The sequence below is a fragment of the Caballeronia concitans genome (genome assembly GCF_001544615.1).
Lineage (GTDB): Bacteria > Pseudomonadota > Gammaproteobacteria > Burkholderiales > Burkholderiaceae > Caballeronia > Caballeronia concitans.
In genome coordinates this window covers 236,399-257,156 of sequence record NZ_FCNV02000002.1, presented here as the reverse complement: position 1 = coordinate 257,156, position 20,758 = coordinate 236,399, and the positions used below count along the sequence as shown (strand labels likewise).

The window sequence follows — 20,758 nt, the reverse complement described above, 5'->3', positions numbered from 1 at the left end:
TACACTGCGGCCTATCTTCCGATTGAATCAGTCACCATGCCGCCGATCGATCCGCTTTCGCTCAGACTGTTTCTCGCTGTCGTCGATGCCGGCACGATCGCCGCCGCCGCGCAGCGCGAACATATCGCGGCTGCGGCGGTCAGCCGGCGGATGAGCGAGGTCGAAGCGATGTTCGGTGTTGCGCTGTTGCGGCGCACGAATAAAGGCGTCGAACCGACAGAAGCCGGCGAACGGCTTGCCGCATTGGCGCATCGTGCGTTGCATCAATTCGACGATATCGCCGTGCAGATGCGCGACTTCGCCAGCGGCACGAGCGGCATCGTGCGGATCGCGGCGAACGTATCGTCGATCGTGCAGTTTCTGCCGCGCGATATCCAGTCGTTTGCCGCGCGCCATCCCAACGTGCGCATTCAGCTCGATGAAAAGCCGAGCGCGCAAGTGGTGCGCGCGGTCGCGGACAACGCGGCCGATATCGGCGTGTTCACCGCCGTGCCTCACGGCTATGCGATCCACACGATGCCCTACCGCACCGACGATCTCGTGCTCGCGACGCCGCCGGGTCATGCGCTCGCGCATGCGCAATCGATCGCTTTCGCCGATGCGCTCGACGAAGAGTTCGTCGCCTTGCCCTCCGATACCGCGATCAGCCAGTCGCTCACGCGTGCGGCGAACGCGTTCGGGCGTTCGGTGCGCGTGCGCATTCAGGTGTCGAGCTACGACGCGCAATGCCTGATGATCGAAGCGGGACTCGGTCTCGGCGTCATGCCCGAAGCGGTCGCGAGACAACATGGGCTGGCCGTCGTCGCGTTGACGGACGCGTGGGCCGCGCGTGAACTGCTCATCGGCGTGCGCTCGCTCGCTGCGTTGCCCGAAGCATGCAGAAGGCTCGTGGAGCATCTCACGGGGGCATGATGCGGTGCTACCATCGGCGCACAGTGATGATTCGATCGGGAGTGCGAGCATGGCCGCGTCACGCAATAACGTCACGCCAGAGACATCGAAACGCCGCGTCGAGGTGATATCGAACGATCATCCTGTCGATAGCGCGCGCCCCGCGCGACGCAATACGACCGAGCTTGCCTATCGCGAGCTGCGCCGCCGGATCATCGAAAGCGAACTGACGCCAGGCTCCTATCTGCTCGAACAGGAGCTGGGACTCATGCTCGGTTTCAGCCGCACGCCCATTCGCGAAGCTGCGCTGCGTCTGCAAGGCGAAGGCCTCGTGCAGATCGTGCCGCGTCATGGCATTCGCATCGTGCCCACTTCCATCTCCGATATCCGGCACATCTATCAAGTGCTGCTCAGCCTCGAATCGACGGCGGCGGGACTCGTTGCGTCGAAGGCCGACGTGGATCTTTCGCCGCTCGTTCACGCATGCGAAACCATGTCCGATGCGTTCGAACGCGGCGACATGCTCGCCTGGGCCGCCGCCGACGAAGTCTTTCACGAGACGCTCGTTGCATTGAGCGGCAATGCGCGGCTGCGCGGCATCGTCATGAACTGCCGCGATCAGGTGCAGCGCGTGCGGCGCTTCACGCAGATGGTCAAGGCGCATCCGCAGCCGTTGAAGTCGATACAGGAGCACTACGCGATCATCGACGCACTGCGTGACGGCGATGCGGCAAAAGCGGCTGATCTGTATCGCGCGCACCGCGAACGCGGATGGCGGGACCAGACTGCGGTGCTGCAGCAATACGGCATAGAGCGCGCCTGAAACAAGAGTCGGGCCAGGTTTGGGAAGGGTAAGTACGCCCTCCATGAAGATGGACTTTCGCCGATTTAATGCATACATTAACTCGCACGGTTAAACGATACAGCCGTGCGAGCGATGCCGTCATGCGCAACGCTCACGCAGAAGAGCAACGTCCAGAGCAGGTTCGAAAACCACAGTGCGGCCGCATTGCGACAGCGTGCAAGACCGCCGATCATGGATGGAGACGCCTACATGTTTGCGCTTGGAAAGATCGTTCGTGCCGCTCGCAGTGTCTGTTTGTTGTCCTTCACTGCTGCGTCCCTATGCAGCACCGCCGCGCTCGCCGCGCCGCTCACCGTCACGCACTGGGGCGACGGCATGTATGGCGTGCCGTTCGCCGTCGCGATGGAGAAGGGCTTCTTCAAGGAAGAGGGCGTCGACGTGACGGGCTTCATCACGTCGGAAGGCGGCGGCACGACCGTGCGAAACGCGATGGCGTCCGAGATTCCTTATGGCGAAGTGGCCTTGCCTGCGGCGATCTCTGCGGTGAAGCAGGGCGTCGATCTGACCATCGTGCATGGCGGCGTGCAAAGCCTGGCCGATGTCTACTGGGTAGAACTGAAGAAAGGCACGATCAACAGCATCCAGCAGATGAAAGGCAAGACAATGGGCTATAGCAGCCCGAAGTCGACGACCGATACCATCTCCACCATCGGCCTCGACCGTGCGGGATTGACGGGACAAGTGCAGCGCAAACCGGTCGGCAGTTCGAGCGGCATGCTGACTTCGTTGCAGCAGGGCGCGGTCGATGTGGCCTACATGACCGAGCCTTCGTACAGCGCGAAGAAGGATCAGTTGCGCATTGCGTTCCGCTCGATGGATATCGTGCCCAATGAAACGCAAACGGTCGGCATCGTGCGCACCGATTATCTGAAGGCTCATCCCGATGTCATCAAGGGCATTATCAAGGCGCGCCGCAAGGCCGTGCAGTACATGGCCGCGCATCGCGACGAGTCCGCGCAGATCCTCGCGAAGCAGTACAAGATGGATCCGGCCGTGGCCACATCGGCGCTGAACAACGTGCTCGATTCCGATCCGAAGTACTGGAGCGAAGGCAGCTTCGACCGCAAGAGCATGGACGAAGTGCTGAAGGGATTGATACTTGTGAAGGCGATTCCCGATGGTCCGTTCGACTGGTCGAAGATCGTCGACGAATCGCTTCTGCCCGCCGATCTGCAAACGAAGAAGTGAGGGCGCAATGAGCGTGCTGCCACGTCGCACCAAGATATCGGTCGTGTCTCGCGATACCACGGCGGACGACGCCGAACGCGTCCAGGCGCGCCTGACCGATGTCACGCGCATCTACCCGGGCACATCGACCAAGCCTCCGTTTCACGCGCTCGGACCCGTGAGTCTCGAGCTGCGCGCGGGCGAATTCTTTTCGGTCGTCGGCCCGTCCGGATGCGGCAAATCCACCTTGCTAGACGTGCTCGCGGGCCTCAATCCCGCGAGCGGCGGCACGGTCGAGTTCGAAGGGAAACTCGTGGGACGCGAGGTGCCGGACGGCGTGGCGGTGGTGTTTCAGGAAGACGCGAGCTTTCCGTGGCTCAATGTGTTCGACAACGCCGCGTTCGCGGCACGGCGCGCGGGCGTGCCTGAAAACGAAGTGCGGGAGCGCGTGGATCATGCGTTGTCGTTCATGGGTTTGAAGTCTTTCTCGCGTGCTTATCCCGCGCAGCTTTCCGGCGGCATGCGTCAGCGTGTTTGCATCGCACGCGCGATGGTCGTGCGTCCGCGTCTCATGCTGCTCGACGAACCGTTCGGCGCACTCGATCAGCAAACGCGTCTCCTAATGGGCGACGAGACGCTCAAGCTCTGGCGTGATACGGGCGCGACCGTGCTGCTCATCACGCATTCGATCGATGAAGCGGTGCTGCTGTCGGATCGCATCGGTGTGATGTCGGCGTGTCCGGGCCGCTTCATCGCGACGATCGACACCGGCTGGTCGCGACTGCGCGACAGCAAGATCGCGCTCGATCCGCGCTTCGGCGAACTGACCGCGCAAGTGTGGGGCCTGTTGCGCGAGGAAGCGATGAAAGCGCTCGGGAGCAGGCCGTGAACCGCGCCGCGTGGTGGCGCATCGGGCTCGTCGTCGCGGCGGTCGCGCTGCTGGAAATAGCGGCGCGGCTCGCGTGGATCAACCCTGTATCGTTCATACCGCCTTCGCGCATGGCGGTGAGCGCGTGGGACATTCTCACGTCGGGGCAATACACGGTCGATATCGTGCAGACGCTCAGCAGCGCCCTGCTTGCGGTGGCGCTGGCCGTGGTGGTCGGCTTTATCGGCGGCGTGCTGCTCTTCAGGCTGCCGCGACTGCGCCGCGTGCTCGATCCGCTGCTGCTGTCGTATTACGCGGTGCCGGTGTTCGTGCTGTATCCGATTCTCATCGTGATCTTCGGGCTGAATCGCTGGCCGCTCGTCGGCATCGGCTTTCTGTTCGCGGTCGTCGCGATGGCGGTGAACACGCTCAACGGCCTCGAACGCGTGCCGCGCGTGCTGTTGCGCACCGCGCGCGTGTGCCGTCTCAGCACGTTCGATGAAATACGGCTCATCACGCTGCCCGCGAGCCTGCCGTTCGTCTTCACGGGCATCAAGCTCACCGTGGTGTATGCGTTCATCGCGGTCGTCGCGGGCGAGTTCGTGTTGTCCGGCTCGGGCTTCGGCTATCAGATCGCGTTCGCCTACAACGCATTCGACAATCCGACGATGTACGGCCTCATGGTCCTGATGCTCGTCTTCGTCACCACGATCAACGGCGTGCTGCGGCAGGCGGAACGGCGCCTGTACCGGCGCATCAGAAGGGAGGCGGCATGAGCACCGTCGTCGTCACGCATGCGACGAAGCCGCGACATGCGCGGCGATGGATGGACTCGCTCGTTCTCGTCGTCGTGCTCGTTGCGCTATGGCAGGGCGCGAGCGAACTGCTCGGCCCCGATGTGCTGACCACGCCCGCGCATACCGTGCAGCGCGCGATACACATCGTGAGCGATGCGGACTTTCCCGCGAGCCTCTACGTGACCTCGCTGGCATTCGTATCGGCATTCGCGATATCGGCGGTGGCGGGCGTATGCCTCGGCCTTCTGCTCGGCGCGCGGCGCATGGCGGGCGACGTCATGGAGCCGTTGATGATGGGCTTCTATTCGATCCCGAAGGTCACGCTCTATCCCGTCGTGCTGCTCGCCTGCGGGCTGGGTTTGTGGGCGAAGATCGTGTTCGGCGTGATGCACGGCATCGTGCCGATCACGCTCTTCACGATGAACGCGGTCCGCAACATGCCGCCTATCTATGCACGCGCGGCGCGGACGTATCGCATGAATCCGACGGAGTTCGCGCGTCACGTACTGTTGCCCGCGTGCGTGCCGGAAGTGGTCGCGGGCCTGCGCATCGGCTTTTCGCTGACGCTGCTCGGCACGCTGATCGGCGAGATGTTCGCGTCGCAAAGCGGCATCGGACGATTGCTGATGATGGCGATGAACCGCAACGAAACCAGCACCATCATGGCGCTCGCGCTGATGCTGTTCGTCTTCGCGACGCTCGTCAATCTGCTGTTCCTCGCATGGCAGCGTCGTCTCACGCATACCGACTGAACATGAAAACGCTCTTCGACAAGCTGTGGGACAGTCACACGATCGCGCACCTCGCGGGCGGCATCGACCTGTTGCAGGTGGACCGCCATCTGATGCACGAACTCACGGGCGTGGAAGCGATGCGCGTGCTGGAGCGGCGCGGCCTGAACGTGGACAGTCCGTCGCTCACGTTCGCCACGCTCGATCATGTCATCTCGACGATGCCGGGCCGTCGCGCAGGCGACGCAGCGTGGAGCACCGAGATGGTCGAAGCCATGCGCGCGCAGATGACGCATCACGCCATTCCGATCTTCGATATCGGCAATGAAGGACGGCAAGGCATCGTGCATGTGATCGGGCCGGAGCTTGGTCTCTCGCTGCCGGGCACGTCGATCGTCTGCGCGGATAGCCATACCTGCACGCACGGCGCGATGGGCGCACTGGCGTTCGGCATCGGCTCGACGGAAGTGGTGCATGTGCTCGCGACGCAGACCATCCGGCAGAAGCGGCCGAAGACGATGCGCGTGCTGTTCGATGGCCGGGTGCGCGAAGGCGTCAGCGCGAAGGACATGATCCTCTATGTGATCGGCAAGATCGGCGCGGCGGGCGGGACGGGGTACGCGGTGGAATATGCGGGCGAAGCGGTCGAAGCCTTGTCGATGGAAGCGCGCCTGACGCTGTGCAACCTGAGCATCGAACTCGGCGCGAAGTTCGGGCTCGTCGCGCCGGACGAGACCACGTTCGCTTATCTGCGTGGCAAGCAGTACGCACCGCAAGGCGCCGCATTCGATGCCGCGCTCGACGGCTGGCAAGCGCTCGCCACGGACGACGGCGCGCACTTCGATCGCGAAGTCGTGATCGATGCTTCCGAGATCCGCGTGCAGGTCACCTGGGGCACGAGCCCGGAACACGTCATCGCACTCGACGAGACGATCCCCGACCCCGCCGCGCTCGCGGACGAATCGCGTCGCGAGGCCGCGCAGAACGCGATCGACTACATGGGCGTGCGCGCGGGACAACGCCTCGATGAGCTTGCCGTGGATCGCGTGTTCATCGGCTCGTGCACGAATAGCCGGATCGAGGACTTGCGCGTGGCGGCGAGCATCGTCGATGGCAGGCATGTCGCGCGCAACGTGAAGGCGTGGGTCGTGCCCGGCTCGCTCACGGTCGCGCGTCAGGCGCAGGCAGAAGGGCTCGACGCGATCTTTCGCGCGGCGGGCTTCGAGTGGCGCGAGCCGGGCTGCTCGATGTGCGTCGGCGCGAACGGCGATATCGTCGGGCGCGGCGAGCGTTGCGTATCGACGTCGAATCGCAATTTCATCGGCAGACAAGGGCCGGGCGCGCGCACGCATCTCGCGAGTCCCGCGGTCGCGGCGGCAAGCGCGCTCGCCGGGCATATCGCCGCGCCGCAAGCGGGGGCATCGCAATGAAAGCCGTCACGACGATAACGGGACCGGCCGCGCCGCTGCTGCGCGATAACATCGATACCGATCTGATCATCCGCATCGAACGCATTTCGCAACTCGTGCGCGGGCAGCTCGGGCCTTATCTGCTGGAGACGCTGCGTTATCGCGGCGATGGTCCGTCGAGCGGCGAGCGTGAAGACTTCGTGTTGAACCGGCCAGCGTTTCGTCATGCGTGCATCGTTCTCGGCGGCAAGAACTTCGGCTGCGGCAGTTCGCGCGAAATGGCCGTTTGGGCGCTGGAGGAAGCGGGCATACGCTGCGTGATCGCGCCGTCGTTCGGCGATATCTTCTACAACAACTGTCTGCAGAACGGCTTGCTGCCCGTGCGGCTGGATGCATCGGCTATTCAGCGAATCGCGGACATATCGCGCGATGGCGCGAGCATCGAAGTCGATCTGCGCGCGCTCGAAATCCGCGTGCCGGGACTCGATGCGATTCCCTTCGACTTCGACGAAGCGCCGCGCGAGGCGCTGCTCGAAGGACTCGACGAGATCGACCAGACACGCAGGCTCAGCGAGCGCATCGCGCAGTTTCGCGCGAGCGATCGAAAGGCGCGCGGCTGGGCTTACCTTGACTGATATCCGGAGACTCATCTTGACCCGTTCCGCACGCTTTCGCGAGTTGTTCAACGAAGGGCCGTTCGTCTGCATGGGTGCGCATGACGCCATCACCGCGATGCTCGCCGAGCAGGCCGGCGCGAAGGCCATCTATGTGTCGGGCTTCGTCGCATCGGGCGTCGTCGCGGGACAGCCGGACGTCGGCGTGCTCTCGCAGACGGAGATGTTCGAGCATATCCGCCGCATCTGCCGCGTGACGTCGGTGCCGGTTTTCGCCGACGCCGATACGGGCTACGGCGGCATCCTCGATGTGCAGCGCACGATGCGTCTTTGGGAAGAGGCGGGCGCATCCGTGCTGCATCTCGAGGATCAGGCGTTGCCGAAGAAGTGCGGCCATTACGCGGGTAAACAGCTCGTCTCGAAGGAAGAGATGGTGTTGAAGCTGCGCGCGATGATCGATGCGCGCCGCGATCCGGATTTCTTTATCGTCGCGCGCACCGATGCGATTGCGGTGACGGGCATCGACGATGCCATCGCGCGGCTCGAAGCGTATGCGGAGGCGGGCGCGGACGGTCTCTATGCCGATGCGCCCGAAAGCATCGAGCGTATGCGCGAACTGACGCGGCGTCTGAAGCCGCTCGGCAAGCCGATTCTCTTCAATCAGGCGCGCACCGGAAAAAGCCCGTACGTGTCGATGAAAGAGGCCTATGAAATGGGCTTTGCGTACACGTTGAGTCCCATCGAGCCGATGCTTGCGATGCACAAGGCCGTGAAGGACATGATGACCGTGTTCATGCGCGAAGGCTCGACCGATGCCATCGCCGACAGGCTGACGCCTTTCGAGGAATACAACCGCTTCGTCGGGCTGGATCAAGCGGTCGATGTCGAGAAGCGATTTGCCGGCGTTCAGGCGAAGCAGGGGTAGCTGCCAAAGCGCGCGGCCACCCCGTGCCGCTTACTTCGTGCCCACGGTCTGCAACGGCACCCACTTCCCGTTCGCGACCTTGTACACCGTCACCCCGCCGTATTTCAGGTCGCCGTAATTGTCGTACGACAGCTCGCTCGTGGTCACGCCCTTCATGTTCGTGCTCTTGAGCGCCGTGAGGAACACGCGCGGATCGGTGGAATCCGCTTTCTTCATCGCGTTGAACACGGCCATGGTGCCGTCGTATGCATAAGGCGCGTACAGTTCCACTGGCTTGCTGAAGTGCGCCTTGTAGTGCTCGGCGAACGCGCTGCCGCCCGGCATCTGCGCAAGCGGACTTCCCTCCGATGCCGCCAGCGTGCCTTCAGCCGCTCCGCCCGCGATCTTGATCAGATTCTCGGACTGCAGCATGTCCGGGCCGATCAGCACCGCCTTGATCGCCAGCGAGCGCATTTGCTTGAGCATCGGGGCGGCTTGCGTATCGGCGCCGCCGTAGAAGACCGCATCCACATCGGCGGACTTGATCTTCGTGAGAATCGCGCGGAAATCGACCGCCTTGTCCGTCGTGTATTCCTGATCGACGATGGTCGCGCCCGCCGCCTTCGCCGCCTTCGCGAACTCTTCGGCGACGCCTTGTCCGTACGCGGTGCGGTCATCGACGATGGCGAGCCGCTTGAACTTGAGACCCTTCGCGACATACTCGCCGAGCACGCTGCCCAATTGCGTGTCCGATGTCAGCAGGCGGAACGTCGTCGGCAAACCGAGGCGCGTGTAGGAAGGCGCGGTTGCCATCGCGACTTCGGGGATGCCCGCCTTCGCGTAGATCGGCGCGGCCGGAATGCTGGTGCCCGAGTTGTAATGGCCGATGACCGCGACCACGCCGTCGTCCACGAGCTTTTGCGCGACCGTGGTGCCCGTGCGCGGATCGGCCTGATCGTCCTGTGCGTTGAGCACGAACTGCACGGGCTGACCGCCGATAACCGGCTTCGTCGCATTCATGTCTGCAATCGCGAGCTCGACGCCGCTTCGAAAATCCGCGCCATAGTGCGCCTGGCCGCCGGTGAGCGGCGCCGCGAAACCGATCTGAACGTTTTGCGGCGATGCCGATGCAGCGAGCGCGTACGATGCACTGGCAAAGGTCGAGCACGCAACCAGCGCGGCCGATACGTACGAAGTGGCGACTTTCATTTCTCAGGCATCCTCTTTGGTTTGATCGTGTGTCGTAGTGGTGAAACTCGAACCGGTGTAGACGTTTCCCGGTTTTATCGGCACGTCTTCGGGCACGTGGCGCACAAATATACGAAGCCGGACATCGCCGCGTCTTGCGGGAAATAAACAGCGGCGATGCAGAAATCCGCATAGTCGCGCGGCATTCAAGGCCGGCGACGGTATGCGTCTTTGACTAGTCGGGTTTTTACCGGTGACCTTATGCGTCGCGCACTAGCGCGCTTTCTCAGACGACGCTATGCCGATTTCATCATTCGCGCAGGTGCGTTCGGCCAAGACGCTGGCGATGCGGCCGCTTACCATTGCCCCATGAACACACTCACACACATCGAAGTCGTCGACTCGCATACCGGCGGTGAGCCGACTCGACTCGTCATCGCGGGCGGCCCCGATCTCGGTCGCGGACCGCTCTCCGAACGCCTCGAAATCTTTCGCCGCGACTACGATCGCTTGCGTGCGGGCATCGTCAACGAGCCGCGCGGCTCGGACGTGATGGTCGGCGCGCTCTTGTGCGAACCGCACGATCCATCGTGCTCGGCGGGCGTGATCTTCTTCAATAACGTGGGCTTTCTCGGCATGTGCGGTCACGGCACGATCGGGCTCGTCGTTTCGCTCGCGCATCTCGGGCGCATGCAGCCCGGCGTGCACCGGATAGAAACGCCCGTCGGTATCGTGGAAGCCGAACTGCACAGCGATCTCAGCGTGACCGTGCACAACGTTCCCGCGTATCGTTACCGTACGCAAGTGCCGCTCGACGTGCCGAATCTCGGGCGCGTGCACGGCGATATCGCGTGGGGCGGCAACTGGTTCTTTCTCGTGTCCGATCACGGTCAGGCGCTGGACTTCGCGCGCGTCGAATTGCTGACCGCGACCGCCTGGGCGATCCGCGAAGCGCTCGAAGCGAACGGCATAACGGGCGAGGGCGGCGCGCTCATCGACCATATCGAACTATTCGCCGATTCGACCACGCCCAATGTCGATAGCCGCAACTTCGTGCTGTGCCCCGGCAAGGCGTACGACCGCTCGCCGTGCGGAACGGGCACGAGCGCGAAAGTCGCCTGCCTCGCCGCCGATGGCCTGCTCGCGCCGGGCGCGCTCTGGCGGCAGGAAAGCATCGTCGGCAGCGTGTTCGAGGCGCGTTATGAAAGCATCGGCGATCACGCGGCGGGACGCGTGCGGCCGAGCATTCGCGGAACCGCGCACGTGAATGCCGAAGCGAAGCTCGTCTTCTCGAGCGACGACCCGTTCGCGTGGGGCATCCGCACGTGAAAGCGAGTGCCGCCCCGGGACGCGCTTGCCCCGATGTGATCGTGATCGGCGCGGGCATCGTCGGCGCGGCGTGCGCGCGTGAGCTCGCGCGCAACGGGCTGGATGTGCTCGTGCTCGATCGCGCGGGAATCGGGGGGGGCGTGACGGCGGCGGGCATGGGCCACGTCGTCGTGATGGACGATACGCCCGCTGAATTCGCGCTGTCGTCGTGGTCGCGTCAGTTGTGGCTCGATCTCGCGCCGCGTCTCGACAAGCGTCAGGACTTCGTGCGTTGCGGCACGCTTTGGGTCGCCGCCGACGACGAAGAGTTCGACCTCGCGCGTGAGCGTCGCGATTCACTCGCGCGCCAGGGCATCGCGTGCGACATGCTCGATGCGCAGCAGTTGCGCGAAGCCGAGTCCGAACTTCGCGATGGCTTTCGGGGCGGCATGATCGTGCCCGACGACGCCGTCGTCTACGCGCCGTCCGCCGCCGCGTGGCTGATCGCGGACGCGTCGGCTGCGGAGCCGGGCGAAGGCCGCGTGACGTGCCGGCTCGGCGCATCGGTGGCGCAATTGACGCGCGAAGGCGTCGTGCTCGACAACGGCGAAGCCATCGCGGCGGGCGCGGTGCTCATCGCGAACGGCTTGCAAGCCATCGACTTGATGCCCGCATTGCCGATGCAGGCGAAGAAGGGGCATCTGCTCATCACGGATCGCTATCCGGGCACCATCCGGCATCAGATCCTCGAACTGGGCTATATCAAGAGCGCGCATAACGCGAGCGGCACGTCGGTTGCGTTCAACGTGCAGCCGCGTCCGACGGGGCAATTGTTGATCGGCTCGTCTCGCCAGTTCGACAACGTCGATTCCTCCATCGAACCCGAGATCATGGCGCGCATGCTTCGGCGCGCGAGCGAGTATCTTCCCAGGCTTCCCCGCCTCAACGCGATCCGCGCGTGGACGGGCTTTCGGCCCGCGACGGTGGATGGCCTGCCGCTCATCGGCCCGGCGGCGCATTTTGTCGACGACGATGCGGCCCGCGTTCCGGCATGGATCGCGACGGGGCACGAAGGCCTCGGCGTGACGACGGCGCTCGCGACCGCGAAGCTCATCGCGGCGCAAATGACGGGCGCGTCGTCTCAGTTGCCGATCGACGCGACGCCGTATCTGCCGTCGCGATTCCAGACGAGCCGCGTGGTCGATGGCGTGAGCAAAGGAACCGCGCATGTCTGAGCAATCGTTGACGGTTCACATCGATGGACGCGCCTTGAGCGTGGCAAGCGGCAGTTCGGTGCTGGCGGCAGTGGCGCTTGCCGCGGGCGGCGCGGATGTCGTCACGCGGCGCTCGGTCAGCGGTGCAGCCCGCGGCCCGTTATGCGGCATGGGAATATGCCAGGAATGCAGAGTCACGATCGATGGCGTGCAGCATCGGCTCGCGTGTCAGACGCTGTGCGCGCAGGGCATGTCGGTCGAGACGGGAAGAGCGATCAAATGAAGTTCGACATCCTGATTATCGGAGCGGGGCCGGCGGGTCTGCATGCGGCACGCGTCGCGGCGGATGCGGGCGTGAAGGTCGGCGTGATCGACGATAACGCGCTGCCCGGCGGTCAAATCTGGCGGCAAGGTCCGCAACATGCGCCGAAAGGCGAGGCGCGCGCGGCCATCGACGCGCTCTCTCGACACGCCAACATCACACGTCTTTGCGGCACCCGCGTGGTGCACTCCCTGGGCGATAAAAAGCTACTCGTTGAAGGCGCCGCGCGCGGCTATCAGGTCGGCTACGACAAGCTGATCGTGGCCACAGGCGCGCGCGAGCGCTTCTTGCCGTATCCCGGATGGACATTGCCGGGCGTGACGGGCGCGGGCGGCTTGCAGGCGCTCATCAAGGGCGGCATGCCGGTTGCGGGGCAGCGTATCGTGATTGCGGGCACCGGGCCGCTGCTTTGGGCCGCGGCGATCACGGCGCGCAAACAGGGCGCGCATGTCGCGGCTATCGTCGAGCAGGCATCCGCGAGCAATGTCCGGCACTTCGCTTTCGGTCTCCTGAAGACGCCCGCGAAGCTCGTTCAGGCAGCGGGCATGCGCTTCGATCTGCGCGCGACGCCGTACTATCGCGGGGCTTACGTCGCGGAAGCGTACGGCGATACGCAGCTTACGCATGTGCGCGTGCGTCATGGCGAAAGCGAGATGCGTATCGACTGCGATCGCCTCGCTTGCGCGTACGGGCTCGTGCCGAACGCGCAAATCGGCATCGCGCTTGGCTGCCAGATTGTCGAGACGCCGTCCGGAATCGCCTTGCGTGTGGATGAATGGCAGGCCACTTCCGTGCCGGACGTCTACGCTGCGGGCGAATGCACGGGCGTGGGCGGCATGGAGCTTTCCGCGCTCGAAGGCCGCATCGCCGCGCACGCGGCGACGGGTGATCGCGAGCACGCGCGGGCGCTTTTTGCGTCGCGCGAGACTTATCGGCAATTCGCGCGACGCATGCACGAAGCGTTCGCTCTGAATGCGACACTTCGCACGCTCGCCACGCCCGACACCATCTTGTGCCGATGCGAAGACGTCGCTTTCGGCGATGCGTCGAAGTATCGCTCGTGGCGCGACGCGAAGCTGCATACGCGCTGCGGCATGGGACCCTGCCAGGGAAAGGTTTGCGGCGAAGCGGCTGCGTTCTGTTTCGACTGGAAGACGGGCGCGCAACGTCCGCCGTTCGCGCCGGCGCGCATCGCAACGCTGCTCGAGGTTGAGCCGTCGCCACTCGCCGATCACGCGCAATGATCGACATCGTCTTGCCTGCTGCCACGGCAACGCAATCCATGCAGCACATGGTGGCGCATTTCTCGTTGCTCGAGCCGCTTTTCGATGCGATGCCCGACGTAGTTTTCTTCGTCAAGGACGATAACGCGCGATATGTGATCGTGAATACCACGCTTGCGAAGCGCTGCGGCATGAAAGAGAAGGCGACGCTGCTCGGAAAGACCGCCGAGGAAGTCTTTCCGGCGCGCTTCGGGCAGGCTTATACGGCTCAGGACAGGAGCATCGTGCATTCGCGCACGCGCTTCACCGATCAGCTCGAGCTTCATCTGTATCCGGGGCGGGAACCCGGATGGTGCCTCACGTCGAAATTGCCGTTGCAGGACGCAGAAGGACGCGTGCTCGGCGTCGCGGGCGTTTCGCGTGATTTGCGTGCGGCCGAGGGCACTCATCCTGCGTATCATCGCCTGGCGGTGGCGGCCAGGAATATCCACGACAACTACGCGCAGCCGATCAGGCTTGCGGATATCGCATCGCTCATCGACATGTCGGTCGCGCAAATGGAGCGCTATTTCGACAAGATCTTTCATCTCACGCCGCGTCAAATGCTGCTGAAGACTCGGCTCGATGCAGCATCCCGATTGCTCGCGAGCGATCTCAGCATTACCGACATCGCCGCGCGATGCGGATACAACGACCACAGCGCATTCACTCGGCAATTCAAGGCGACGGTCGGCTTGACGCCCAGTGAATATCGCACGCTTGTGCGCGCCGACAAAGCGCGATAGTGCAACGGGGCACGTCGCGCCGTTATGCCGATTTCGTCACGCGACACCGCGAATCGACGCAAGCCGTAACGCTTTTGGCTTGTGATACTTCAGGGCATCGCCAGAATGATTGGCGAGTTCAATTCACAGATCGAAGTCACCGAACGTCGAGGGCAACAACATGGGCAACAACATCTTCACGGGCACCATTCCGGCGCTAATGACGCCGTGCACGGCCGAACGCGCGCCGGACTACGACGCGCTCGTCGCCAAGGGGCGCGAGCTGGTCGGCCTCGGCATGAACGCAGTGGTGTACTGCGGGTCGATGGGTGACTGGCCGCTTCTGAGCGCAGCGCAGCGTCAGGAAGGCGTGGCGCGTCTGGTCGATGCCGGCGTTCCGACTATCGTCGGTACGGGCGCGGTGAATTCGAAGGAAGCCGTATCGCATGCGGCGCACGCGGCGAAGGTCGGTGCCAGCGGCCTGATGGTGATTCCGCGCGTGCTGTCGCGCGGTGCTTCGCCTGCCGCGCAAAAGGCCCATTTCTCCGCGATTCTCGAAGCGGCGCCCGCACTGCCCGCAGTCATCTATAACAGTCCTTACTACGGCTTTGCCACGCGTGCAGACCTGTTCTTCGAGCTGCGTGCGAAGTACCCGAACCTGATCGGCTTCAAGGAGTTCGGCGGTGCGGCGGATATGCGCTATGCAGCCGAGCACATCACGAGTCAGGACGAGAACGTCACGTTGATGGCGGGCGTCGACACTCAGGTCTTCCACGGCTTCGTGAACTGCGGAGCGCGAGGCGCGATCACCGGTATCGGCAATGCGTTGCCGCGCGAAGTCTTGCATCTGGTCGATCTTTGCCGCAAGGCCAGCGATGGAGACGTGACCGCGCGTCGTCAGGCGCGTGAACTCGAAGCGGCGCTCGCGGTGCTTTCATCGTTCGACGAAGGCACGGATCTCGTGCTGTATTACAAGTATCTGATGGTGCTCAACGGCGACAAGGAATACACGCTTCACTTCAATGAAACGGATGCGCTCAGCGAAGCGCAGCGTCGCTATGCGGAAACGCAATTCAATCTGTTCCGAAAGTGGTATGCGGGATGGTCGAAGGAAGTCAGTGCGTGAGGCGTTGCTCGATGAAGCGCGGTGGCGGGGCATTCCAGGAAAACGCCGCCTCGCGCTTGATGATTTTTGGCCGCCGTTGTCATCTAAATGTATCTCGGCTTGAAGGGTCCGGCGCTGTTAAGGGAAAGAAAAATCCCGTCCTGCGCGTCATTGTTGGGCTCCGGGCTGTTCAATGCGCCACAACTGCGTCTTGAGACGCGGGCCGGTCTCAGGCTTGAACCAGCTCATGTCCTGGATGTGGGAACTGGTGACATAGACGGTCCCATCGGGTCCCTCCGAGAACGTATCGGGCCAGAGAAGCCGCTTGTCGTGTACGAGGGTCGTGATGCGATTCCCGTCACGGACCTTCACTGCGTCCTGCTCGATAGCACTCAAATAAAGCCGCCCACGCTTGTCGATCCAAAGGCCGTCCGTCGGCTCTGTTTCGGTGACACGCTCCACACGAGCTTCGAGGTCCTTTTCTGAAAGACGCGGGTTCTGCAAGGCGTTCGTCGCGATGCGATAGAGCGTGCGGCCGGTGAGGGCTTTCCAATAGAGCGTTCGTCCATCGGTGGAGAGCGCGAGGCTGTCGGCGGCGAATTCGACTCCACGGCCGTCAGGTCGGCGCAACGCCTGTCCATCGGTCGTGACCACCACGTCCTTTTCCGGCTGCGTGCTCGGGTGGCCGTCGAGCACGCGCCTGGCCTTGCCGGTCTGCAGATTCACAACGAGGAGCGCACCCTTGGCCCCGGCATCGGTCAGATAGGCATACTGCCCATCTGGCGAAAACCGCACGTCATTCAAATAGCTTCCCTGAGGTGCTGCTGTTTCGTCGAAGTGGATTACGCGCGCCACCTTGTTCGCCTTGAGGTCGATTCTCACCAGCTTCGGGCCGCCCGCCACAATCGATGCTGTGGCCGGCGCGGCCGGATCAACGACCCAAAGACCGCCGTGCGCATCGGTCACGACGCTTTGCACGCACACGAAATGATCTCCGGCGGACATCTGGTTCTTCTTGTCGTTGCGCCATGAATTCCACTCGTCGTCCGGGTAAGGTTTGATCTGGCCGTCGCGGGTCACCTCCGCAACAGAGATCGGTGCATCTTCGGTCCACCGGGGGAAGTTGACAAAGATGCGCCCATCCGTCGAAACGGTTACTCCTGTGACCTGGTGCTCGAAGCTGGCGACTTGCTGCAGCCGCGCCGTATCAGGCGAAGCACTCGGTTGCTCCTGGGCGAAGGATGCGTTGGCTAGAATTGTGAACGCCACTACTGCGGATGCGGGCGTGAATCGGGTCATGATGATTTCCTCGGCATGAAGCACTCGCGATGGACGGCGACTCTCACGGCGCGAACACAGCACGCACGCAGCCGTCGGTCTTATGCTTGAACATGTCGTATCCGCGTGGCGCTTCCTCCAGCGAGAAGCGGTGCGTGGCGAGGTAAGCAGGATTCAGCTCGCCCTTCTGTGCGTGCGAAAGCAGACGATCCATATAGGCTTGCCCGTGCTGTTGGGCACTGCGCACCGTCATGCCCTTGTTCATGATGGCGCCCATCGGGAACTTGTCGATCAGCCCGTAGACGCCGAGTACGGACAGCGTGCCACCCTTGCGGCAGGCCATTACAGCCTCACGCAGCGCCTGGCCGCGGTCTGTCTCGAGACGCAAGGCCTGCTTGACCCGATCATAGGCATACTGCGGGCCGGTGCCATGCGCCTCCATCCCTACGGCGTCGATGCAAGAGTCAGGGCCGCGCCCGCCCGTCATCTCCATGAGCGTATCCAATACGCTGTCGACCTCGGTGTAGTCGATCGTTTCAGAGCCGGCGTGCTCGCGCGCCATTCGCAGCCGCTCGGGAAAACGGTCGATGGCGATCACCCGCTCCGCACCCATCAGACGCGCGCTTTGCTGCGCCATCAGCCCGACGCCGCCGCAGCCCCAGACCGCGACCGTGTCACCCGGCTGGATGTTGCAGAAATCGGCGCCCATGTAGCCGGTCGGCGCCGCATCCGAAAGGAACAGCGCCGTCTCGTCCGCGACTCCGTCAGGGACCTTGAAGCAGTCGTTGTCGGCAAACGGTATCCGCACGTATTGCGCGTGGGCGCCCGCATAGCCGCCGAAGGCGTGGGTGTAGCCGTAGATGCCGGCCGTCGTGTGTCCGCCTAGAAGCGGCGCCTGTAGTTCGGGCTTGGGGTGCGTGTTGTCGCACAGCGAGTAAAGAGAATGCTGGCAATACCAGCATTGCCCGCACACGATGAATGAAGGTACCACGACGCGGTCGCCCTTCGCGAGGCGCTTCACCTCAGGCCCGATATCCTCGATCACGCCCATGAACTCGTGGCCGATCACATCGCCGGACTTCATTGTCGGGATGTAGCCATCGATGAAATGCAGATCGGAGCCGCACGTCGTTGACAGACTCACGCGCAGGATAGCGTCGTGAGGGTTGATGATCTCCGGGTCTTTTACAGTCCCGACGCGCAGGTCATTTACGCCGTTCCAGTACAGTGCTCGCATGCTCACTCTCCTTAGCGCTCGTTTTGGCGGGCAGCGGGCTGCCGATCAGTGGTCGGGATCTCACCTGTTTCGGCGAGACTTTTGAAGCGCCGCAGCGCTCGGTCGGCCACGAGGTTCAGCGGCGTGTTCCCTAAGAGTTCGAGCAACTCACCCCCGACGGTGCCGCCCGGCGGGTCAAACCTGACGTGCAGCGTGGCCACGGTGCCGCGGTCGTTAGGAGCAGGGTCGAAACGCACGGACCCCTCGTTCGGAATGGCGGCGTCAGGAAGCGAGCGCCAGCCGATGCGACTGCCGGGCCTGTCGATGATCTCGGACTCCCATTCGTACGCGCGACCAAGCGGCGCCCGTACCTCCCAGCGCATGCGTCCGTCGCCGGTCGCGTGCAACGTCGCGAAGCCTGCCATGACTTGCTGGAGCGTCCGGGGGGCGAGCCAAAGTTGACGAAGCTCGTCCGCGGTCTTGCCGATCGTGATCGAGCGCTCCACCTCTGGCTTGGCGCCAGTGATCCCGTTCTTCCGCTTGCTGTTCCCCATGCCCCGATGAAGCGGCCCGCCGCACCCCGCACTCGCCACGGCTATCCCGGCGCAAGCAGTGAGAGCGAGAGCCATTGCACCCGTCTTCCGGCCGGCGAGCGCCGACACAATGAAGGCCGCGCTGAGCGCGACGGGGACCCAGTTCAAACCTTGCATGGCTTCACCGGCCGAGGTGCCCGACGAGAGGCGGCCGCGCCGCAATTGTCCGCCCGTTTGCATATCGAGGATGCTGCTTGCCATGATGAATGCTTCCGTAGTGACGATCCGCTCCGCGGGAGGGTCCGTGCAGCGAGATCGTTGAGAAAGGTTCGTGACACGTTCGCCCGTTTCCCGCGTCCCCATGAGTCGCGGAACTGCACCGCCCGGGGCCGGTTGGTCGGTTCGCGTTCCCACGGGGATTTCGATGAATGATTCGCAAGAGCCCTGTTGCGGCTACGATCGTGTCGCTTCGCTAGCCTCCGGGGTGCAAGACCACCTTGGTCCAGCCGTGTTCGCGCACGTCGAAGTGTTGATAGGCGTCGGGCGCATCGGCGAGTTTCAACTCATGCGAAACGATGAACGACGGTTTCGCGCGGCCGGCATCGATCAGATCGCGCAATTGCCGGTTGTATGCCTTGACGTTGCACTGGCCGGTGGCGATGTGCTGGCCTTTGAACCAGCACTTGCCCCAATCGAACGCAATCTTCCCTTGCTTCGCCAGTTCGTCCTGCGCGCCCGGGTCCTCCGGAACGAACACGCCGACCACGCCGATCCCGCCGGTGAACTTGACCGATGCCACCAGATTGTTCATCGTCAGATTGGGGTTCTCGTGGCGATGCGGAGCCGGATCGTGGCACTGGTAGCCGACACATTCACAACCCACGTCCGCGCCCATCCCGCGTGTCAGATCCATGACGCGCTGCACCGGGTCTTCCTTCGAATAATCGATCGCGATCGCGCCGATCGACTCTGCAAGCTTGAGCCGGTCGGGATGGCAGTCGACCACCATGACGCTGCGGGCTCCCTTGATCATGGCCGAGTGCGCGGCCATCAGGCCCACCGGTCCCGAACCATAAATCACCACCGCGTCGCCGGGCCGCATGCCGGCCAGTTCGGTGGCGTGCCAACCGGTCGGAAAGATGTCGGCGCACATCACGTAGTCAGTCTGCTTCTCCTGTGCGTCCGGAGGCAGCTTCAACGACATGAAGTCCGCCCAAGGCACTCGGAGATATTCGGCCTGTCCGCCCGCCCACGGGCCCATGTCCGCAAAGCCGAAGGCACCGCCCGCGATTCCCGGCTGGTTCGCGCTCAGGCAAAACGCGGTGAGTCCGCGCTCGCAGTTTGCGCAGTGGCCGCAGCTTACGTTGAATGGAAGGCACACCCAGTCACCGGGCTTGATCCGCTCTACCGCTGGTCCTACTTCCTGAACCACGCCCAGATTTTCGTGACCGAAGATGCGCCCTTGCTCGAAGTCGGTTCGGCCTTCGTACATGTGCAGGTCGGACCCGCAAATGTTGGTGCTGGTGATTTTGACGATGGCGTCGGTTGGGCGCTCGATCTTGGGGTCCGGGACATCTTCTATGGCGACCTGGCGAGGACCACGATATACAACCGCTTTCATTTCTTTCTCCTGGGAAGGCGACTGCAAAAAGCCGCTACCGCATAAGCCGCTCGGCGGCTGACGGCGTCGGCAAACCCACAGACGTACCTGTGGGACGGCTGGTCTCCCGATTGTTGAGCACTTCCTTTCCGACGCTAACGTCTCGTCTTGTTGGGTTTGCACCTTTCACTTCCGGGTCGGCAAATCGAAGAGCGGCCGAGCACCAACGGGCAGTCATCGGCAGATATATCGTATTCCTAAGTTAATGGCGAGAATCTGTTCGCTTATTGATTACCGGTGCATGCACGATGAATCTTCAGCCATCCACGTGCCCGCTGCCTGTTTAAATTGTTGGCTAAAGATGTTTGTGCATTGTTGACTGCACGTTCGCTTCGTGTGTGGGGATAACGCGGTAATCGACGTACCTGGAAGCGAAGACTGGCGGGTAGAAATACTGATTTGAGTGTCTGCAGGCTGCGCGTTCGGCGTCTTGTGCTCGCTCGATATCGTCTTGCCGCGCTCTCGCTCATGTACTAATCGGTGAGCGATTTATCGCGAGTATCGAATTCGCCGGGGAATAACTTCCAGCGGCTGAAGATTTTGCAAAACTCTCGAGAGGCGGCATGCTTGAATCACCCCTCGCCGCGGACAAGGCATGGCACAAGCAACGCTCCGGAGGATGCACCGCTAAACAGGGACGTTCGTGCGTTGCGTGTCCGGCGCCAATGTTCGGCGAAGACACTTGACGTGGCGATCGTCAA

20 protein-coding genes are annotated in these 20,758 nt (G+C 63.3%); 15 read left to right on the top strand and 5 right to left on the bottom strand.

Going from position 1 to position 20,758, the window contains the following annotated elements; all coding sequences use genetic code 11:
* Positions 1 to 36: 36 nt before the first annotated feature.
* From AWB72_RS07255 to AWB72_RS07215, 9 genes are all read left to right on the top strand, one after another.
* Positions 37 to 912 carry a LysR family transcriptional regulator gene (locus AWB72_RS07255; RefSeq protein ID WP_040049852.1) on the top strand — a complete coding sequence of 292 codons (876 nt, stop codon included), beginning with the start codon at positions 37 to 39 and terminating at the stop codon, positions 910 to 912.
* Positions 913 to 961: 49 nt separating this feature from the next.
* Positions 962 to 1,714, top strand: a complete 753-nt coding sequence (locus tag AWB72_RS07250) for a GntR family transcriptional regulator (protein ID WP_084592794.1) — start codon at positions 962 to 964, stop codon at positions 1,712 to 1,714.
* 279 nt (positions 1,715 to 1,993) lie between these two features.
* A complete protein-coding gene (locus AWB72_RS07245; RefSeq protein ID WP_244285543.1) occupies positions 1,994 to 2,944 on the top strand; it encodes an ABC transporter substrate-binding protein in 951 nt (316 codons plus the stop codon).
* A gap of 43 nt (positions 2,945 to 2,987) precedes the next feature.
* The gene (locus tag AWB72_RS07240) at positions 2,988 to 3,812 is read left to right on the top strand and encodes an ABC transporter ATP-binding protein (protein WP_244285542.1); all 825 of its coding nucleotides are present in this window, start codon (positions 2,988 to 2,990) and stop codon (positions 3,810 to 3,812) included.
* On the top strand, positions 3,809 to 4,567 hold the full coding sequence (locus AWB72_RS07235; RefSeq protein ID WP_040049854.1) for an ABC transporter permease: 759 nt from the start codon (positions 3,809 to 3,811) through the stop codon (positions 4,565 to 4,567). Before AWB72_RS07240 ends, AWB72_RS07235 begins: the two co-directional genes overlap by 4 nt.
* A complete protein-coding gene (locus AWB72_RS07230) occupies positions 4,564 to 5,340 on the top strand; it encodes an ABC transporter permease (RefSeq protein WP_040049855.1) in 777 nt (258 codons plus the stop codon). Before AWB72_RS07235 ends, AWB72_RS07230 begins: the two co-directional genes overlap by 4 nt.
* Before the next feature lie 2 nt (positions 5,341 to 5,342).
* The gene (leuC, locus tag AWB72_RS07225) at positions 5,343 to 6,749 is read left to right on the top strand and encodes a 3-isopropylmalate dehydratase large subunit (protein WP_040049856.1); all 1,407 of its coding nucleotides are present in this window, start codon (positions 5,343 to 5,345) and stop codon (positions 6,747 to 6,749) included.
* Positions 6,746 to 7,363 (top strand): 3-isopropylmalate dehydratase small subunit, encoded by a 618-nt coding sequence (gene leuD / locus AWB72_RS07220; RefSeq protein WP_040049857.1) that lies wholly within the window; start codon positions 6,746 to 6,748, stop codon positions 7,361 to 7,363. Before leuC ends, leuD begins: the two co-directional genes overlap by 4 nt.
* Before the next feature lie 16 nt (positions 7,364 to 7,379).
* Positions 7,380 to 8,267, top strand: a complete 888-nt coding sequence (locus AWB72_RS07215; RefSeq protein ID WP_040049912.1) for an isocitrate lyase/PEP mutase family protein — start codon at positions 7,380 to 7,382, stop codon at positions 8,265 to 8,267.
* A gap of 30 nt (positions 8,268 to 8,297) precedes the next feature.
* Here the strand turns inward: AWB72_RS07215 and AWB72_RS07210 are convergent, their stop codons facing one another.
* Positions 8,298 to 9,455, bottom strand: coding sequence for a branched-chain amino acid ABC transporter substrate-binding protein (locus AWB72_RS07210; protein WP_040049858.1), 1,158 nt, complete (start codon positions 9,453 to 9,455; stop codon positions 8,298 to 8,300).
* A 348-nt stretch (positions 9,456 to 9,803) separates the two neighbouring features.
* Here AWB72_RS07210 and AWB72_RS07205 point away from each other — a divergent pair, with 348 nt between their 5' ends.
* The 6 genes from AWB72_RS07205 (at position 9,804) to AWB72_RS07180 (ending at position 15,391) form a co-directional block, all read left to right on the top strand.
* On the top strand, positions 9,804 to 10,763 hold the full coding sequence (locus AWB72_RS07205) for a 4-hydroxyproline epimerase (protein ID WP_040049913.1): 960 nt from the start codon (positions 9,804 to 9,806) through the stop codon (positions 10,761 to 10,763).
* A complete protein-coding gene (locus AWB72_RS07200; RefSeq protein ID WP_052449813.1) occupies positions 10,760 to 11,977 on the top strand; it encodes an NAD(P)/FAD-dependent oxidoreductase in 1,218 nt (405 codons plus the stop codon). The genes AWB72_RS07205 and AWB72_RS07200 overlap by 4 nt, the downstream gene beginning before the upstream one ends.
* Positions 11,970 to 12,239 carry a 2Fe-2S iron-sulfur cluster-binding protein gene (locus AWB72_RS07195; protein WP_040049860.1) on the top strand — a complete coding sequence of 90 codons (270 nt, stop codon included), beginning with the start codon at positions 11,970 to 11,972 and terminating at the stop codon, positions 12,237 to 12,239. Before AWB72_RS07200 ends, AWB72_RS07195 begins: the two co-directional genes overlap by 8 nt.
* A complete protein-coding gene (locus tag AWB72_RS07190) occupies positions 12,236 to 13,522 on the top strand; it encodes an FAD-dependent oxidoreductase (protein WP_040049861.1) in 1,287 nt (428 codons plus the stop codon). The genes AWB72_RS07195 and AWB72_RS07190 overlap by 4 nt, the downstream gene beginning before the upstream one ends.
* Positions 13,519 to 14,286: an AraC family transcriptional regulator gene (locus AWB72_RS07185; protein ID WP_052449802.1), complete on the top strand. Its 768-nt coding sequence runs from the start codon at positions 13,519 to 13,521 to the stop codon at positions 14,284 to 14,286. The genes AWB72_RS07190 and AWB72_RS07185 overlap by 4 nt, the downstream gene beginning before the upstream one ends.
* 160 nt (positions 14,287 to 14,446) lie before the next feature.
* Positions 14,447 to 15,391: a dihydrodipicolinate synthase family protein gene (locus AWB72_RS07180; RefSeq protein WP_040049862.1), complete on the top strand. Its 945-nt coding sequence runs from the start codon at positions 14,447 to 14,449 to the stop codon at positions 15,389 to 15,391.
* Between the two features lie 147 nt (positions 15,392 to 15,538).
* Here AWB72_RS07180 and AWB72_RS07175 read toward each other — a convergent pair whose 3' ends face one another.
* The 4 genes from AWB72_RS07175 to AWB72_RS07160 form a co-directional block, all read right to left on the bottom strand.
* Complete coding sequence (locus AWB72_RS07175) at positions 15,539 to 16,669, bottom strand: SMP-30/gluconolactonase/LRE family protein (protein ID WP_087128027.1); 1,131 nt, start codon at positions 16,667 to 16,669, stop codon at positions 15,539 to 15,541.
* 43 nt (positions 16,670 to 16,712) lie between these two features.
* Entirely contained in the window at positions 16,713 to 17,885 is a 1,173-nt protein-coding gene (locus AWB72_RS07170; RefSeq protein WP_040049863.1) for a zinc-dependent alcohol dehydrogenase, read from the bottom strand.
* A gap of 11 nt (positions 17,886 to 17,896) precedes the next feature.
* The gene (locus AWB72_RS07165; RefSeq protein WP_052449803.1) at positions 17,897 to 18,658 is read right to left on the bottom strand and encodes an SRPBCC family protein; all 762 of its coding nucleotides are present in this window, start codon (positions 18,656 to 18,658) and stop codon (positions 17,897 to 17,899) included.
* A gap of 211 nt (positions 18,659 to 18,869) precedes the next feature.
* Entirely contained in the window at positions 18,870 to 20,018 is a 1,149-nt protein-coding gene (locus tag AWB72_RS07160; protein WP_040049864.1) for a glutathione-independent formaldehyde dehydrogenase, read from the bottom strand.
* Positions 20,019 to 20,758: the final 740 nt, after the last annotated feature.